Annotated in this window: 18 protein-coding genes and 1 pseudogene; 8 read left to right on the top strand and 11 right to left on the bottom strand. The window is 36.9% G+C overall.

The genetic code is table 11. The features are described from left to right. Positions 1-106: 106 nt before the first annotated feature. Positions 107-331, bottom strand: coding sequence for a hypothetical protein (locus SB775_RS15785; protein ID WP_410862139.1), 225 nt, complete (start codon positions 329-331; stop codon positions 107-109). Positions 332-908: 577 nt separating this feature from the next. Continuing rightward, positions 909-1,079, bottom strand: a pseudogene (locus tag SB775_RS15780) (succinyl-CoA--3-ketoacid-CoA transferase); the annotation flags it as partial. A gap of 156 nt (positions 1,080-1,235) precedes the next feature. Here SB775_RS15780 and SB775_RS15775 point away from each other — a divergent pair. Then, complete coding sequence (locus SB775_RS15775) at positions 1,236-2,045, top strand: DUF2935 domain-containing protein (protein ID WP_410862144.1); 810 nt, start codon at positions 1,236-1,238, stop codon at positions 2,043-2,045. A gap of 475 nt (positions 2,046-2,520) precedes the next feature. Here SB775_RS15775 and SB775_RS15770 read toward each other — a convergent pair whose 3' ends face one another. Next, a complete protein-coding gene (locus tag SB775_RS15770) occupies positions 2,521-2,862 on the bottom strand; it encodes a hypothetical protein (protein ID WP_410862138.1) in 342 nt (113 codons plus the stop codon). Between the two features lie 621 nt (positions 2,863-3,483). Here SB775_RS15770 and mscL point away from each other — a divergent pair. Then, on the top strand, positions 3,484-3,882 hold the full coding sequence (mscL, locus tag SB775_RS15765) for a large conductance mechanosensitive channel protein MscL (protein ID WP_089364512.1): 399 nt from the start codon (positions 3,484-3,486) through the stop codon (positions 3,880-3,882). A 371-nt stretch (positions 3,883-4,253) separates the two neighbouring features. Here mscL and SB775_RS15760 read toward each other — a convergent pair whose 3' ends face one another. Further along, positions 4,254-4,460 (bottom strand): hypothetical protein, encoded by a 207-nt coding sequence (locus tag SB775_RS15760; RefSeq protein WP_061462595.1) that lies wholly within the window; start codon positions 4,458-4,460, stop codon positions 4,254-4,256. 319 nt (positions 4,461-4,779) lie between these two features. On the opposite strand from SB775_RS15760, the gene SB775_RS15755 reads away from it, so the two are divergent. Continuing rightward, a complete protein-coding gene (locus tag SB775_RS15755) occupies positions 4,780-5,289 on the top strand; it encodes a DinB family protein (RefSeq protein ID WP_410862137.1) in 510 nt (169 codons plus the stop codon). Between the two features lie 43 nt (positions 5,290-5,332). Then, entirely contained in the window at positions 5,333-5,503 is a 171-nt protein-coding gene (locus SB775_RS15750; protein ID WP_284471135.1) for a hypothetical protein, read from the top strand. 36 nt (positions 5,504-5,539) lie between these two features. Here SB775_RS15750 and SB775_RS15745 read toward each other — a convergent pair whose 3' ends face one another. The 5 genes from SB775_RS15745 to SB775_RS15725 all read right to left on the bottom strand — a co-directional run bounded on the left by SB775_RS15745 (position 5,540) and on the right by SB775_RS15725 (position 10,511). Beyond that, positions 5,540-6,268 carry a GntR family transcriptional regulator gene (locus SB775_RS15745; RefSeq protein ID WP_410862136.1) on the bottom strand — a complete coding sequence of 243 codons (729 nt, stop codon included), beginning with the start codon at positions 6,266-6,268 and terminating at the stop codon, positions 5,540-5,542. Positions 6,269-6,335: 67 nt separating this feature from the next. Next, complete coding sequence (gene frlD / locus SB775_RS15740) at positions 6,336-7,118, bottom strand: fructoselysine 6-kinase (protein WP_410862135.1); 783 nt, start codon at positions 7,116-7,118, stop codon at positions 6,336-6,338. Between the two features lie 57 nt (positions 7,119-7,175). Then, positions 7,176-8,189, bottom strand: a complete 1,014-nt coding sequence (locus tag SB775_RS15735; RefSeq protein WP_317778761.1) for an SIS domain-containing protein — start codon at positions 8,187-8,189, stop codon at positions 7,176-7,178. A 135-nt stretch (positions 8,190-8,324) separates the two neighbouring features. Next, complete coding sequence (locus SB775_RS15730; protein WP_410862134.1) at positions 8,325-9,668, bottom strand: amino acid permease; 1,344 nt, start codon at positions 9,666-9,668, stop codon at positions 8,325-8,327. A gap of 24 nt (positions 9,669-9,692) precedes the next feature. Beyond that, the gene (locus SB775_RS15725) at positions 9,693-10,511 is read right to left on the bottom strand and encodes a TIM barrel protein (RefSeq protein ID WP_410862133.1); all 819 of its coding nucleotides are present in this window, start codon (positions 10,509-10,511) and stop codon (positions 9,693-9,695) included. Positions 10,512-11,027: 516 nt separating this feature from the next. Between SB775_RS15725 and SB775_RS15720 the strand changes: the two genes are divergently transcribed. The 4 genes from SB775_RS15720 (at position 11,028) to SB775_RS15705 (ending at position 15,398) form a co-directional block, all read left to right on the top strand. Next, entirely contained in the window at positions 11,028-12,518 is a 1,491-nt protein-coding gene (locus SB775_RS15720) for a DHA2 family efflux MFS transporter permease subunit (protein ID WP_410862132.1), read from the top strand. 296 nt (positions 12,519-12,814) lie between these two features. Continuing rightward, on the top strand, positions 12,815-13,396 hold the full coding sequence (locus SB775_RS15715) for a YitT family protein (RefSeq protein ID WP_410862131.1): 582 nt from the start codon (positions 12,815-12,817) through the stop codon (positions 13,394-13,396). A gap of 837 nt (positions 13,397-14,233) precedes the next feature. Then, the gene (locus SB775_RS15710; RefSeq protein WP_410862130.1) at positions 14,234-14,773 is read left to right on the top strand and encodes a hypothetical protein; all 540 of its coding nucleotides are present in this window, start codon (positions 14,234-14,236) and stop codon (positions 14,771-14,773) included. Between the two features lie 226 nt (positions 14,774-14,999). Further along, positions 15,000-15,398 (top strand): DoxX family protein, encoded by a 399-nt coding sequence (locus SB775_RS15705; RefSeq protein ID WP_284471141.1) that lies wholly within the window; start codon positions 15,000-15,002, stop codon positions 15,396-15,398. A gap of 78 nt (positions 15,399-15,476) precedes the next feature. Here SB775_RS15705 and SB775_RS15700 read toward each other — a convergent pair whose 3' ends face one another. Further along, a complete protein-coding gene (locus SB775_RS15700) occupies positions 15,477-16,097 on the bottom strand; it encodes a class D sortase (protein ID WP_377405536.1) in 621 nt (206 codons plus the stop codon). 1 nt (position 16,098) lies between these two features. Beyond that, positions 16,099-17,508: a processed acidic surface protein gene (locus SB775_RS15695; protein WP_410862129.1), complete on the bottom strand. Its 1,410-nt coding sequence runs from the start codon at positions 17,506-17,508 to the stop codon at positions 16,099-16,101. Positions 17,509-17,612: the final 104 nt, after the last annotated feature.

The raw sequence follows: 17,612 nt of genomic DNA, 5'->3' as shown, positions 1-17,612 counted from the left end.
CCCCTCTCAGATAGACTGTTAAGAACATTTTATCATGCTCTCTTTTTACTCTGTCTACCTGTAGGGGATAATACCATACATCTTGGGACATCCTCTTTTTTATAGATTAATATTCTTTTGTCCTTATTCTTTTAGTTGCATAGGCAAGGTTTTTCAAACATTCTATTCGAACTTTATCGTCACATACAAAGTCGTATAAAATTTCATTTTCTAATTTTGAATATATTAATGAGATTTCATCCTCTTTTGTCCATTTTCCCATTTGATAAATTTCTAAGTGACTTAGCATTTCTTGTACAAAGTATTCGACCGTACCAAACAAAACAGTCATTTTATATACCCCACTCTTTTTCTAATTCATGATTTTCTTTGTTTCTTTTCTAAAACCTATTTCATTCTATATATCCTATAATCCAAATTCATAAAAATCAACATTATACTATTTTACAAATTTTCATTCTTAATAAAGTTCGAAAGGCTTTACTTGTTTCTACGGGTAAAGACATTATTATTTAGTTTTGAGTCAATATTCAATAGACGATTTATTACAATACATTCTATATGTACCAATTATCTAGTACTTTAAGAACCATGCAGAGTTGTCACAATCTTTGTAACAGAAAAAAGAGCAAGTAAAAAAGATTTCTTGCCCTGTTTCTCACTAGCAATTAAGAATAAGTTATACATTATCATCATCTAAATCTTGAAAGTTAAACTAAGCAAGTTCTCCTATACAGTCTATTTTCTTTAATTGAATCTCTTCAATGGTATACCCTTTTTGCTAGCATTAAACCAGATTCCGTTACATCCATCACGGCTCGATCTATATTAATTGAGTTCACAACTAATTCCTGGTAGAGGCAAGGAGCACTCCTTAGGATATTCTGCTAACCATTTCTATTTATTCATTTTGCTCCATTAACATGGTCCATAATTCCTCCCTTTCCCTTAATCATTTTCCCTGGAATCATCTATACGCTTGATCTCCACTCTCGGAAACTTCAATACCTTCTAATTGCAAAAGACTCGACACTAGTGAAATAGAAAGATCCGTTCTTGAAAGTGATTGTTTCCTTTCCTCATTTATTAGGCTACGATTCAAAAGACATATATTATTTTTTTGTGACTTTATATGTAACTGAGTGGTATACAATTGCCCCCTTTTTAATATGATTTTAAAGATGGTAAGGATAAAGGGGGATATAGTATTGAGTGAGAACAGACAGGAAGCCAATATGAGAAATAACTCTAGCATGTTTGTTGAACGTTCTTTAGATGAGATCCGTTTTTGGTCACGAATAATGAAGGAACACTCGTTATTTCTAAGACTGGGTTTCAGATGTGAAGATACACAGCTAATTGAGGAAGCTAATCAGTTTTTTCATGTATTTGAACGGATAGAACAGCAATCTCATTCCTTTACAAATCTAACTGACCCAGAACAGATTAGAATATTTAATGCGGAAGTGCAACAAGCTGCTACGAACATTTTTTTCTTTAAAAGGAAAGTGTTGGGGTTAATACTTACCTGTAAATTGCCTGGTGCAAACAATTTCCCACTTTTAGTTGACCATATAAGTAGGGAAGCCAATTATTTTAGAAAACGATTAAAAGAATTAAATGAAGGTAAATTGAAGCCACTTGCTGATGCTATCATCAAAGAGAATGTTTTCTTTTTAAGGATCATGGCGGATCATGCAAAATTTATTGGACATCTCCTTGATCCATCGGAAAGAAAGCTTGTAGATATGGCGCGAAACTTTAGCAATGATTTTGATCAATTAGTCTTTCAAGCTGTAGACTTAGAGTCCATGAAGCCGCAATCTCAAACTGCCCCTCTTTTGGATCAATTTCTAGATCAGAACCGTGTTTCCGTCGTATCACTTCGAGACTTTAAGAAAACCGCCAGAGATTTAATCGAAGAATGCAAAATCAAGAGCATTATCCATCCTCTATTGGCTGATCACGTTTTCCGTGAGGCCAATCGTTTCCTTGAAATTATCGATATGTTTGAATCCCATCTTACAGGTGAAACATACAATTAATTGAGTGTGAATTATATAGAAAATTGCAATTATCGGATAAAGAGATTATAACCTAAAATATGCCCCTCTCGATTTAGAGAAGGGCTTTTCCTATGTTTTTGCTGTTAATAAAGTGAGTTCACAAAATTTTATCCATTCCCCCTAAGCCCATCCTTTTTGGACTCTTACCTAGCTTAACTATAAAGGATATTCAAGCACTAGCTCGATTTTAAATGGCACTCTTACCGCTCATGACCTAATAATTTGGCTGCTTTGTAATATGCCCACTTTTCTAGGACATCCAACTATTGCATTTTTGAGAATCTCAAATTCCTCGGATTTATAAAATCGGTTTATGCATTAATCCCCATTCGCTACATATATCTTTCCTCCAATAATTATCTTTACACCTAATGCAGTATTCTTGCGCCTTCAAACATTCAGGGGGAAATTTCTCCCGGATGGAAAAATTCTCTGATTTATCGGACTATACTTTTCAGTTTAGATATTTTTTTAGTTTCTCTTTATCAGAAACAGAAATCCATGGTAAATCTCGATTATCATTATTAATGCCAGGTTGGATAACTCGGCTATATAAAAGGTCATAAATACAATCATTTATTAACTGTATATCTTTTTCTGATATTTTCCGGTTATAGGTTATAGCAGCTGCTCCTGTTTGTTTAGTTACTCCTCCTATTAAGCCCCGTTGTTTTAATGAACTTCTAATAACTTCTCTGATAGCGTCTAGACAAGTCAACGGGAATACATCAAGGTGTTTAACAATCATTCTAAAAATATCCTCTTTAGATAAGTCGTGTTCAATATTTTGTCGCAATTATTCCACCCCCATCTTCAAAACATTCTTCAAACGAAACGTAATTTCCTCCTTTATCCACAAAAAGGACAAAACCCCTAATCGATACCGCCCTTTGCTTTAAACTTTTATCGAAGATCAACAAATAATTAACCAATGCCCACAAAAAAAGCCCTCTCGATTTTGAGAAGGCCATTTAACAATGGAGGAGTACCACTTAGGGGGTAGTACAATAATATAATTATCGCCAATCAAAAACATTTATATTCCCCCTCCCTTATATTCAGTAACAATTTAGTGAAAACTTCTTTACCTGCCTTCAGTGACGATTGCCCCTTAGACATTCCCCATCTGCCTTCCATAACTATTGAATTGCTTTTTAAGTACTATTTGTAAAGCTTTAGGCTTGGTTCTAGGAACGTTAAATCCACCCAATAAGACGTGTTTTATAACGACTTTTTAATGTTTTGTGAAAGCTCCCCCCTTTGATTGACTGCTTTCATTCTACTTATTAATGGATTTCAAAAGATTAAACGGATGCTTATTCCTATCTTTGGAAATAATAGAGGTCACTTACTCTATTCAATTTTCTCCATGTTTCTGATATGCTTTTATCTATAAAAAAAGAAGGGTGTAGTTACGATGATAAAGGAATTCAGGGAGTTTATAACTAAAGGAAACGTTCTCGATCTTGCTATAGCTGTAGTGATGGGTGCTGCATTTGGGAAAATCGTTTCATCGCTAGTCGAAAATATTATCACACCTCTAGTTGGAATTTTACTAGGAGGGGTCAATGTTTCTTCGTTAGCCTTTCCAGTTAATGGCGTGGATGTTCAATACGGTGCATTTGTTCAAGCAGTTATTGATTTCTTGATTATTTCGTTTGCGATTTTCATGTTTATGAAGATAGCGAATTCTCTAATTAGAAAAAAGCAAACGGACGAGGAAGAGGTAATTGTAGTGGTACCGGCAACCGAGCAATATTTAAAGGAAATCCGTGACCTTTTACAAAAAAATTCAAGGCAGGATGAAACATTATAATTTCATACTTTAATTCAACACACGGAACCATTTAATAATAATGGTCGCATGTCTTCTTGGAGTAACGGAAACGAAAGTTCAAGAAGACATATAAATAATTAACGATTTTCCACTCTCAATTAAGAGAGGGCCATTCTAGAAGCAAAAATAGAACGTGAAAAAGTATTAAATGACATGGCAGAACCCCCTCCTTTGATACAACCGCAAAATCAATAGATGAATTATCTAATAAAAAACTAAATGATAATCTGCAATAAAAGGTATCCCCTCTAAATCAATGGCGTTTTCTTGTTTAATTAACGGTGAAAGTTCAAAATTACCGGATTCACCTCTCATTCTCCAAAATAAAAAGCATCCTCGAGAGGATGCCCTTACATGGACTCATAATTTTTAATTTCAAATTCATTTACAGGCCGATTAATTGACTTTCCCAATTTTTTAATAAGCTCTTGGTAATCCTTAGTATCATTAGGATCTATACCTTCTCTGACGTTTAGTATCTCATATCGATCATACTTCTCTGGAATAAGCTTTCCGTCAACATGGATATAAAGCCTATATTTAATTCTCAGATTCATATTACCATCTCCTTTACTATCAGTTCGATATAGGGAGCTAATTTCCTGCAAGAAATAGCATCCTTATATGGATGCGCCAATATCTATAATCAGAAAGATTCGCATTTTGTTTTAACATTAGTAAATTTGCAATGAAAGGTGCATGGATAAAGCAGTGGAGGAAGTATGCAATAACTTCATACTCATCCTACCTGTCAAAAGGGAAGTGCTGTTATTATATATAAACATATTAATAAATATACTTTCTTGAATTCAACTGAATTTTTTTGTCACTTAGGGCATAAATTGTTCAATACGACCCAAAATGGAGGTTTTTTATATGAACCACCCCGAACAAGTATTAAATATGTACAACTACCACGTGTGGGCAAATGGAGTTATCATTGATCGTTTAACTGAACTTCCAGAGGACATTTATCATAAGGATATTCAGAGTGGTTTTTCTTCGGTATCTAAAGTGTTGTCTCACATTTATCTCACAGATTACACTTGGTTTGACATTATCTCAGGTACTAGTATGGATGAAGCAATGAAGTCTTTTAATCTATTAAGAGAAGTGGTGGAAAAGAAAAGTATTGAGGAAATGAAAAAAACATTTATAGACTTATCCGAAAGAAACAAAGCCCTTCTGGAAAGTGTGGAGGATATGGAAAAGGTAATTGTCGTGGATAATCCATATGCTGGGTTGCTTGAAACTTCCATTTCCGAATCGGTATTTCATGTTGTCACTCACGGATCATATCATCGTGGCAATATAGCTACCATGTTGCGACAAATGGGGCACACTTCCGTTATGCAAGATTTTGGCCTTTACCTTTATTCAAAATAGAACACCAAACTATATACCATTTCCTGAATAGGGGGATGTATCGATGGATGAACTAGTTGGCTCTTGTGTTCGCTGTGCACATGATGTATATTGTACGGCTGGTTTTCTGAACGGTATTCTGTTAGATAACAAGAAAATCTTGTGTTTTAATTGTAAGGATATTTTAAATGCGATGATCAAAGAAGAAAGTTTGGAGGAGGAAAATCAAAACTAGATGTTTAAATAGGTCATGCCAAATTTATGGCATGACCTATTTTGCCCGATGAACAGTCAGATTGACCTTGTTGGTTTCACACATGAACGTTGAGAGGTGCACAGGCTGGTCGTTTGCATCGAAAGCAATCTTCACTATTCTAAATAAATTTGCGCCAATATCGCATTCTAAATATTTAGCATAGATTTTTGTAGCACCAATCACGTCTATAATTTTATCGTTACTGACTATTTCGGTATAGTAATCTTCCAATAGGATCTTATAAGTTGATTCATCCCTTGCGATCTTCTTTTCCAAATCCGGAAAACGAAGTAACGAATAATGAGCGGTATCGTAGAAAAGCGGACGCTCATCTACATACATGAGTCGCTCCAGTTCGAGAACGGGGCTTCCTTCTTCAATGAGGAGATGACCTGCAACATCTTTTGGTGCGGCTATGACCTCACTTCTTAAAATCCGGGAATTCGGTATCTTCCCAAGCTGATGACTAAACTCTGAGAATCCACTTATGGATAACAACTCATTATGAAACTTATTAGATGCAACAAAGGTACCCCTGCGCGGAATACGTGTCAGTGTTCCTTCCTTTACCAATTCCTCGATTGCTTTTCGAATGGTGATGCGGCTAACGTTATAAGTTTCACAAAGCTCTGCTTCGGTTGGGATTTGTTCATCTGGTTTGTATTTACCGTTCTGAATATCATTCTTCAACATTTGCCTTATTTGCATATATAGTGGCTGGGGGGCTGAAGGATTTAAATTCATATTAGATTCATCCTTATCCGTCAAAATTTATTATTTACTACCTATTATACATGATTTACAGTCCCAGTCACCACGCACCGAAATAGCTAATGGTTTTCGCAGCAGACTCTGTACCCAATTCTAAGCAATTTTCGATAGATTGGCCTTTCAATAATCCATAAATAAAACCGGAAATGAAGGAATCCCCCGCACCCATTGTATCCACCACATTCGCTACAACGGCACCGCATTGATAAAATTGAATGCCGTCATAGGCAAGTGAACCATTTTCTCCTAAAGTGGCGACCGCAATTTTAGATCCTTGATTTTTTACATCATTTAAAAATTGGCGGATAAAAGCATCATCCTTCGTATAAGAGAAAAAAGGATAATCAACAAACTTCGGTAAAGTCTTCACTAGATCATGATCTAGCTGATCTGAGAAATCAAAAGACGTGAGCATTCCATTTTCTTTAAATAAGGAATAGTACTTATCCGCATGTCCCCAAATCCCTGAATGTATGAGCTGGTATGTTTGAATGTAATGGAGTTCTTCTGTCGTTAAGCGGAAATGTTTCATGACACCTTCATCGTATTCTCCAAACTTGCGGTCATTTCCTACCATTTCAACAAAAGTAACAGCTGTTTTTCCTTCTTTCCGCGAAAGATGAGAAATATCAACACCTTTTTCCCGAATCGCTTTAACCATTTTTTCACTGTATCGATCGGAGCCCACCCAGCCGATATAAGCAGAGTCAGCACCTAACCCTCTTAAATAGACAGCCACATTTAAAGGATTACCCCCAGGATGGACCTCCCCGCTCTTTTGATAAACATCCATACAGTTATCTCCGACTGTAACCGTTCTCATCATTTTCCCCCGCTTTCTTGAAACTTAAGAGCACTACTAAGTAGTGCTCCACTTATCTTAATATTCCATTTGGCGATAGTATCTTCTAAGTGATAATGGATGATTTCTTTCACGCTCAAGGTATACGCTGATTCGACTTAATACTGACCAGTTGATGCTAACAGAAAAATGCTTTCTGAATTCTTCGCTGATGCCTTCCATTTCAAAGCTTTTGGTATCAATAACCGTAATATTTTTTGAGATTTTTTCTACAAATCTCTCTACACGGTCCATCAGCGGTCTAGTTTCATCTTCCCCTTTTAGTAAAATAACACTTGTATCTTCAACAACAAGTTCAAGCGTACCATGGAAAAACTCTGCAGCGTGGATGGATTTCGCCTGGATCCATTGCATTTCCTCTAAAATGCACATGGCATATGAATAAGTGTTTCCCCATAGGTTACCAGAACCGACCATCATGTGGTAATCCGTGTCTTTATGTGTAATGGCAAATTCCTCTGCTTTTTTGTCAAAAGATTTTACGGCATCTAGAATTGCATGCGGAAGTAGAGAAACCTCCTTCGTGAATTGTTCATATTGCGGGAATTCATTGTTGTTATGCATGAAACGGAAGACGATCATGTACAAAAGCATAAAGAAAGTATCAAAAGAGTGCGTTTCAGAACCAGTCGTTATACAGTAATCCGCAATTTGTGTTAACGGAGTATTTGGCTCTGCAACTAAAGCGATTGTAGTTGCGCCTTTTTCTTTACAATATTCAGCCGCTGCAACTGTTTCTTGAGTAGTCCCGGATACAGATGTAAAAATACAGACTGAATCTTTGCTGAAATGCTTATGATTCATCACCATGAACTCAGCAGCAATTTCTGCATGGACATCGATGGTAGAATTTGATTTTAAAATGTATTCATATGGATACATCATGGCTATGGTGCCACCAGCACCGATAAGGAAAATATTGCTGTAGCCCCTCTTTGTGATTCCATCTACGATTTCTTCAATCTGGCCTCTAAAAGCAAGGCCCTCTTTTTCTACAAGATTTAGAAATAACTCCTCATCAAACTTTAGCATTAACAGCTTCCTCCCTTACCTCTGTTCATTTGTTACGTCTTGTATTATATCTAAACATAATAATTTGTACAATTGTTTTATTTTAAATTTTAGTGTGTTTGTCAAAAGAAGTCCTAACTTCCCTTTAAAATTCTGCTAAGCCACGATATCACTGTCGTTATTTCTCTTGGATCCATATTTCCTTTCCCAATAATAGTAAACCGGCAGACCTGTTGCGATGACGATCAATGCTGCAATCACTCCTTGAATAGGCGCCCAAGTAAATGTTCCCCAAGCCAGCCATGATGCTCCAAGAATAGCTAAAAGCGTCGTTAACCTCCACATTGGCATACGATAGATTGGATTATAATCATCCCTTTTACGGCATTTATAAACAGCGGCAAAGTCCATGATGTTAATTACCAATTGAATCAGTGTGAAATAGCCAAGTAATACTGTTAAATTACTGAAGCACACAAGTATACATGCATACGTAACCTGAACGATGATAGAGAAACTTGGAGTTTCATATTTAGGATGAACTCTTGCAAAACGTTGAAAGAATAGTCCGTCCTTTGCCATTGCGTACTCAAGGCGGGGCTGAAACATTATGCAAGAACTCAGCGAACCCAAGATAACAATAATCGCCGTAATGGCCACGAATGATGATGCAATATCAGATAATCCCGGAATATATTTTACAGCTTCAGAAACAGCCACATTGGAGTTGATTAATTCATCAAACGGCATCAAACCGATGACACAAACGGCTAACAGCGTATATAAAGCCAAAACGATGAATACCGAACTAATAAGAGCTCGTGGAAGTATTTTCCCTGGATTTTTGAACTCCCCAGCCATGAAACAAATCGCAGCCATTCCCGTATATGCCCATGTGGTTGCGGATACACCACCTATTAAACTTGACTTTTGGGCACCAGGTCCTGGTGTATAAGCAAAGTTATCAGGATTCATATACATAATTCCCAAGACAATGACAATCAGGAAAGGAATGATCTTGATAGCCGTGATAATGACTTGGAAAAGACCTCCCTCCTTCACACTTCGATAATGAATCGATGTGATGAGCAGGATGATCGCAATACCCAATAATTTCCCGGCGACCCCAGAGAAAAATGGGAAAAAGGTTGCTAAATAAGAAACGATGGCTAAGGCCATAATCGATATGGATGGAGGGTCCAACGCCCAGAAAGTGGCCCATCCATATAAAAATGCCAGAGGCCTCCACCCAGCTTTATTTAAATAAACGTAACCGCTTCCATTTTGGGGGTATGCTGTCGATAACTCCGCCAGCACCATTACTTGCGGAATGGCAATCACCCCGCCTATTATCCAGGCTAGAATGGAAATGGAAGGAGTACCCGCAGCCTTTGCAACATCACCGGATGAGACAAAAATACCCGATCCTATTGTAGTTCCAACAGCAATAGCCAGAGCAGACCAAAAACCCAGTTTTCGTGTAAGTGTGCCATTACTCATAAAGAGTTCCTCCAAATTAGATGATTAAATTCCCAATTCCCTAACTTTTTCAATTGATTTTTTGATTGCATCTATTGGATTTTGATAATAATTTGATCCCATAATCTCTAAAGTACAACTTCCTTTGTAACGATGGCTTTGAAGGCTTGTTAAATATTCCCTCCAATTTAAAACCCCATCATCCAGTGCCAAATGTGCATCTGATTGACCATCCCCGTCCATTAGGTGAAAATGGCCTAATTCGGGAAGGAAGGAATAGTACTCATCAGGTGTTTCACCCGCCAGATGCATGGAAACCGTATCTATCATTCCTTTTAATGAAGTAGATTGGATTTCCTCTAACATTTTCTTCATCCCTTTTGAGTCGATTACCAGATTGGATTCATACTTTGTCAATGGCTCTAAAACAAGAATCAAACCTTCCATCTCAGCTACTTTGGTTAATTGAAAGATTGAGTCACTTGCATATTTCCATGATTCCTCTTGTGAGACAGAAAAGTCCCCTATTCCAGAAGTGATAAGCATCATGTTTGTGTCTAACTCCAGCGCGGCATAAAGATTTTCCATAAAATATTCCATGCTTTTTTTTCGCCAATGAGCATCCAAGGATGCAATGTTATAAGGATAGATACATTGTTCGGGGGTATAGCAAATGATTTTCATATTTCTAGACTTAAGTTCCCTTCTCAAACTCCTTATATTTCCTAATATGTTTCGATAAACATACAAATGCGGCTCCCCACCCCATAACTCAATGCTATTAATCCCAAGGTTGTCCATGCAATCCAAAAAATAATGAAAAGGGAAATGCCTAAAAGTTATATTCATCCCTGCAATATTCAATTATTTCACCCCCTCATAATAACTTTTATTTGTTATGCTTTGTATTATAATCAACCAGTACATTGATTGCAATGATTATTTTGAATATTAAAAATATATTCATTCACAAAATACGGAAAAGTCGTGATTTTATTGTTCAACATTAATTAACTATTTTTTAGTGAATACGAATGGTAGAATGTTAAAGTACTATACCTAGTGCACAAATTTCTCTGGTACATTGTAAGTATTATATTGGTGATTATTGTTTGAAATATGATATACCTGTAGAATGGATGTTAACCTGGGGGATTTCCAAGCGATAATGTATCCTGAAATATTGTAAGTGAGTGGTTAATAAAGAATAAACACCTCAAAAAAGCCGTAATTGAGGTGAATCTCCTTAAATGCTGTATTTTACCGGAAAATATAGGTGGGTTTACACTAATACTTCGTGAGACGAATTAGTTTCTAAACTTTTAAAAATAGCAGGCAGTACAATTTGTACTATCCTAGCGGAAAGGACGTGTCATAATAATGAATCACGACAAAACAGCCATCACTAAAGTACGTACAGGTCCCATGTTTGCGGTGATACTGGCTGGTGCTCTAATCGCTTTCTTAAATCAGACTTTAATCAATATCGCATTGCCTCAATTAATGAATCATTTTGACATATCAGCTGCAACAGCTAATTGGCTTACAACTATCTTTTTATTGGTTAATGGGATTGTCATCCCGATTACCGCTTTCTTAATGGAACGATTTAATACAAGACAATTATATCTAGCTTCGATGGGACTCTTCGCCTTAGGAACTTTTTTATGTGGAATTGCCCCCAGCTTCTCCGTCTTATTAATCGGACGTGTCGTTCAAGCTGCAGGTGCAGGGATTCTATTCCCTTTGATTACAAATGTAATTTTCACTTTATTCCCTCCTAACAGACGTGGATTTGCAATGGGCATCTTTGGTATCGCGATGAATTTTGCCCCAGCCGTAGGACCGACGTTATCAGGATGGATTATCCAAAATTATTCTTGGCGAGTACTGTTTTTTATCATTTTCCCATTTGCCCTTCTTAACTTTATTTTTGCAATTTTCATCATTAAAAATGTAGGTAAAACCAGCCGACCCGAACTCGATAAAATGGGTGTTATTCTATCCACTATCGGATTCGGCGGAGTTCTATACGGATTTGCTACAGGCGGTACCAAGGGGTGGGGCAGTTTCGAAGTCCTGACGATGTTCCTTGTTGGAGGAATCAGTCTAGTTTTATTTGTCTGGAGGCAATTTACTGTAAAGCATCCTATTTTGGAATTTAGAATTTTTCGGTATCGGATGTTCACATTAACGACAATCATTAACATCATCGCTACCATGGGTATGTTCTCTGGAATGATCATCATGCCAATCTATATGCAGAACATTCGTGGGTTCACTCCGATGGAATCTGGTCTCATGCTATTGCCTGGCGGGATTTTAATGGGGATCATGTCCCCTATCACAGGTAAGCTGTTTGATCGATTTGGTGCGAGATGGCTTGCGGTGAGCGGACTTGCCATCACTATCATTACAACCTATCTTTTAACGCGGCTTCAAACAGATACGTCCTATTCTTATGTGGTGTGGGTATATACCATTAGAATGTTCGGAATGTCGATACTGATGATGCCTATCTTCACAGCCGGATTAAATGAATTGGCACTTAGCCTAAATAAATACGGCACAGCAATGGTCAATACGTTGAGAATGGTGGCAGGAGCTGTTGGCATGGCATTCTTTGTGTCCATCATGACAAACCAAGGAACGAAACATGTTCAGGAAATCTTATCTCAAAGGAACATATCACCGGATAATACATCACAAATGGCGACGGCCATTAAACAAGGCAGCGTAATGGGAGTGGATGATGCATTCATGATAGCAACAGGTTTGACCATAATTGCATTCATACTGGCCTTTTATATACGGCAAACTTCACCACAAGAAGATACCATTACAAATCGCCTATCAAAAAAAACATCTTGAATTAACAAGGCTAAATCCAACCTATTTTCCAAGGTATAAAAAATTCTTTTATTATTAAACTGACTTGCCCCAAGAAAACAAGGCAAAAAAAGAGACTCTTTTAGTGTCTCTTTTTTTTGCCCTAATTACATCATGGCCTCAACGAGAATGCCTTTATTTTGATTAGCGTACTCCCATGTGAATTAAAAATATCTTATGAAGAACAAATAGCAATCGTAATTCCCAATCAGCTAAGTATATATTTAGATTCCTCTCATATATTTTAAGATAATGATTTGGACAAGGGGAATTTTTTTATGAAAAAGTTTGTTACGTTGCTTTTTTCAAGTTTTTGCATTGGAGTAGGTCTTAACTTATTTATTATCCCCATTCATCTAATAAATGGCGGGATATTTGGCATAAGTTTATTAATCAAATATGTTTGGGGAATCCAGGTTGGACATACTATGATCATGATCAACATTCCCATATACCTTCTATCTCTTCTATACGATAAGACTTATTTCTTTAATGCCATCCTTGGGTTAGCGTTTACTTCAACCATTATTGATTGGCTAACACCACTAAACGGTTTGGTTCATCTACCGATCATATCGAGTGCCATTATCGGTGGAATGACGATTGGGATTGGTGTTGGTTTTATGCTGAGACAACATATTAGCCCTGGTGGAGTGGATTTGCTAGCACTATTAATCTCAAAAAGCACAGCAACTAATCCAGGAATTGTTATTTTTATTATTGATTCACTAATAGTAATTGCGGGAATTATTATATTGAAAGACTTAAAGTTAATGTATTCCATCATCACGATTTCCTGTATCGGGTTATGCGTCATTTTAATCAATTCTTTTAAGTCAATAAACTTTTTTATAAGATAAAGCCCTACCTAAAATTGCTGCAACAGGGTCAATTACAGTGTTCGCAATTTTACACTATTCATATCTGCAACACTTTCAGAAAGGCAAAGCTATTCAACCTTAAAATTACCTCAATAAGGCAATGCTAAAGTAGGCACTGCCTTTTACAATAATGTAACTCCAAAATTACCTTAAGCGGTGGACTTTTGGACTTTCCCTTATGAAATTAAAAATCTGTGAGTAAAGTATTCTACTATTACACCAAGTAATATTCCTACAATAATTGCTCCTTTGAAAGTGATTGAAGCATTCCATACCATAATAGATTGAAAGAAAATGCCCAATCAAAACGGTAGCTACAAAATCCGCTCCAACACCCATCCATAAAGTTCCACTTTTTAATATGAAATATTCCATACCAACCCCGACAATCGCTAGTACAAGACCAATAATAATTGGTTGCCAAAGAGATGAATAATTTATACCGGCACAGAAAAACCCGAAATTGGGCAAAATGTATATCCCCCCTTTCGATATACATTTTGCCCGGAATGTAATGAAATTTCCGCTCCATAAAAAACACGCTGTAGTTATACATTACATAATGGAGATTCTTTCAGCCTTTCCTTTTTAAACTTCTTGATTTTTTTGATTCAAGCTCTAGGTAAGCTGCTCTTACAGCTTAAGAAAAAGCGATTCTTAATAAAGAATCGTTTTTTCGATAAATTAGGGGTTACTGTTTTATGAAACCTTCACTAGATTGAAGAAATTTGCGACACTCCTGCCGAATAACTGGCAAGATGAGACCCAGGAGTAGCTTGCAGCGGGAAGGCTTGGCAGACAGTCGCACGTTTACTCGTGAGTTCGCGCCGTTTACTCGTGAGTTTGGCTGTTTTACTCGTGAATTTTGGCCATTTACTCGTGAATTTGGCATATTTACTCGTGAATTCAACATATTTACTCGTGAATTTGTGCTGCACCCATGATTTCGCACGTTTACTCGTGAGTTCGCGCCGTTTACTCGTGAATTTGGCTGTTTTACTCGTGAATTTTGGCCATTTACTCGTGATTTTGGCATATTTACTCGTGAATTCGTGCTGCACCCATGATTTCGCACGTTTACTCGTGATTTCGCGCCGTTTACTCGTGAGTTTGGCTGTTTTACTCGTGAATTTTGGCTATTTACTCGTGATTTTAGCTGTTTTACTCGTGAATTTTGGCCATTTACTCGTGAGTTTTGGCTATTTACTCGTGATTTTAGCTGTTTTACTCGTGAATTTTGGCCATTTACTCGTGAGTTTGGCATATTTACTCGTGAATTCGTGCTGCACCCATGATTTCTCACGTTTACTCGTGATTTCAGCATATTTTCTCGTGAATTCATGCTTCACCCCATGATTTCGGCTGTTGACTCGTTGGAGCGGATTTCTGAAATCAACAGAATATTTCTCAAGAAAAAACTGTAGGCAAACAGGAGTTTTCTTCGAATCTGTCTACAGTCAAGCGATTCTTCAAGAATCGGGCCACGACTGTTAAAGTTCAATAATTTTTTATAGAATGCATTAAAAAAAGGAATGTGGAATATGATTAAAATGTCAATCTAAGGGAGGGAATGAGAGAATAAATGAAAAAAACAAAAATTATATATTGGATCTTTACAGGGCTTTTGGTGGCATTAATGGTTTTGGGTTCTATTCCGGATATAATGTCTGCTCCCGATGCAGTCGCTTTATTTAATGATTTAGGTTATCCTACCTACCTCCTACCCTTTATTGGCATTGCCAAATTATTAGGTGTCGTGGCAATACTTATTCCTGGCTTTCCAAGAATCAAGGAATGGGCTTATGCCGGTTTTGTATTTGATTTGACGGGTGCTATGTATTCAAGCATATCAGTGGGCGACCCCGCCAGTGGATGGCTGCTTTTCATTATCGGATATATTTTGATAGCCGGCTCTTATATTTACCATCATAAAATAATAAAATCCGCTACATCGAGTACTTTGAGCAATAAGAATAGCTAAACAATATAGTTAAATAGAATTTGTGGAAATAATATTAATAGAGCCCCAATAGGATTTCCTTATTGGGGCTCTAGATGATTAACTTACTGTTTTTGAAGTCAAATACGCGACAAGTATATAACGTTCAGGTGCTGACCCGATATAATCAAAAGGATAACAGGTACTGACGGTAAGCGTTGCTCGTGGCTTTGGTACGATTACGGTACGATCATCCTCATCTACAATTCGAACTTTGTTGATTTTGTATGTGAATTCTCCTGCCGATGTTCTTACAATCAACAAATCTCCTTCACCTACTTGCCCCAGTTTACGGAATACCGTATCTCTATGACCGGAAAGTACGGAATTGTCATTTTCTCCTGGCAGCACACTTTCGGCAAAGTGACCAACGCCTTTCTCCAATTCATCCTCGTTTGTTCCATGGAAAATGGGGAGTTTTGCTTTTAGTTTGGGTATATACAGTTCCCCGATTTCTTCACCCGTTTTAGGGCGGACAGGATATAGCTCTTTCTTTGTTGTTTCATTTCTTGGTGGTTTCTGTACAGTTTCTTTTACTTGGCTACTTGGAGCATGAGTCTTGTAAAGAAAGTAGCCTTTTGCAAACTTATACATATTGGATGTGGTAAACCAAACCCCAAATAAAATGATAGCAATTGTACAAGAAAGCAGAAGTAACCGCTTTTTCTTAAATTGTTTCATATTAAGCTTTCCTTATTTTTCGATACATCAAGCTCCCGAACAAGACAATGAATAGTCCTAAAAGGGCATTAGGGATATAATCGGAAGCGGTCTTTGGAAGTTTAGCTCCTTTTACCGTATGATGTTCCGATTTCTTAATAGTGCTGATTTTTTGTTTTACTGGTTTAGCAACTGGTGCCTTTTCAATGGACCTTGTCACTTCTTTAGCAGAATCCTTTAATTGTTGGCCCGCATTAGTAAGAGTGTTAGAATCGACCATTTCACCCGTAATCAAAAGATCAGCCAAGAACTTCCCGTCAGTAGTGTATATGGCTATTTTCAAGTTAGCACCCTTCAATTCTTCCAATTTCATTAAATCCAAAAGGGATACAGGTGATTCCGAGCCGCTTTTCACAAGGGAATAGGATACTTTTAGCTTAAAGATGGAAAGTAGTTCTTCATAGATAGATGCCATTTCAGCTATCTGTCCAGCAGTAAGCTCGGTTGCTACATCAAAATCCTCGAAAGCCATCATGCGGTTGCCCAATTCTTCAAGTCGCTTGACTGTTTCCGGATCTGAAAGATGATCTTCCAAAGTTATTAAATGGTCTTCAAGTCGCTGTAGTTCCTCTTCCGTTAGACCGAGATCCCCCTCGAAAATAGGCAGAAGATCATCGGCAACTTCTCCTTCCAAATCCCCGCCAGTAATGGTCCAAACAGTTTCTTCAAGATTATCTATGTATATATAATCGTTAAAATCTTTACCATTTTCCTTTAACAATTGAAGCAGTGGTTGTTTATCCAGTCCATAATTCTCATTAAAATAATCTAAGTTGCTTAGGTCTGCCTTTATGACGTCACCTAAGAATTCGCTAAGCTCTTCGACAGATTCAAAGTCTTCAGTACTTAAATCATAGGTGTCTAATGATGCTTCGATATCGTCCTTTGTTACTGCGAAGCCTCTTTCCTTGCTGACCTTGGTTAAATATTTGACTAAATCTTGGTCAAAATTTGGATCCTGTTCAAAATCACCCTCTTCTGTATAGAAATAAACAGCTTCATCCAGGTCCCAGATAAAGATATAATCGTCCAGTTCTTCGCCATTATCGTGTAATAGTTTAATTAGGCCTTCATTAGTTAGGTTATAATCCTCATAAATGGTATCTAAATTACTTAAATCTGCTTTAATAACTTCGCCTAATGTTTCTTTAAGATCATCAATAGATTGAAAGTCTTTAATACTCTCATCATATGTAGAAAGAGAACTTTCAATATCATCCTTCGTTACTTCAAATCCCCTTACATCGCTTACCTTTTTTAAATACTTTGTAAGTTCCTGCTCAAAATTATTGCTTGGAGCTGCCGATGCTAATTGTGGGAACAAGCTAATTAACATCGTAATTGAAAGTAAAATGGTCAACAGTTTTTTCATACTTTTCTCCTATTCATAACATTTCTATATTTCTAGAAAATTATAAAGTATTAACCATAACTTAACAACGAGGTTATTTCTTCCAATTAGAAAAAATGATATTT

Source organism: Peribacillus sp. SIMBA_075 (genome assembly GCF_046534585.1).
Note: the sequence above shows the minus strand (reverse complement) of the source record. Positions and strands in the feature narration are given on the sequence as shown.